A 212-nucleotide genomic window follows, 5' to 3' on the forward strand; every position below is an offset into this window, starting at 1 on the left:
TTTGTTCCCGACCGCACTGGCCATGACCGCACTGGCCATGACCGCATTGGCCGCGACCGCATTGGCCGCGACCGCATTGGCCGCAACCGCACTGGCCACGACCCAAAGGAAACTGCTGTGAACCACGCCTCAGCCCCCGACCCGGAGCTCGCCCGCGGCGACCTCATCGACGAACTGCTCGCCATCCTCCCCGGCGAAGCCCTCGACGCGGT

Annotated in this window: 1 protein-coding gene; it reads left to right on the top strand. The window is 68.4% G+C overall.

Translation table 11 applies throughout. The features are described from left to right. Positions 1 to 117: 117 nt before the first annotated feature. Positions 118 to 212 (top strand): hypothetical protein (locus OOT08_RS13105; protein ID WP_325093656.1); only part of this gene is annotated, 95 nt, incomplete at its 3' end.

Origin of the sequence: Leucobacter sp. M11 (assembly GCF_035726885.1) — a bacterium.
GTDB lineage: Bacteria > Actinomycetota > Actinomycetes > Actinomycetales > Microbacteriaceae > JAPFRB01.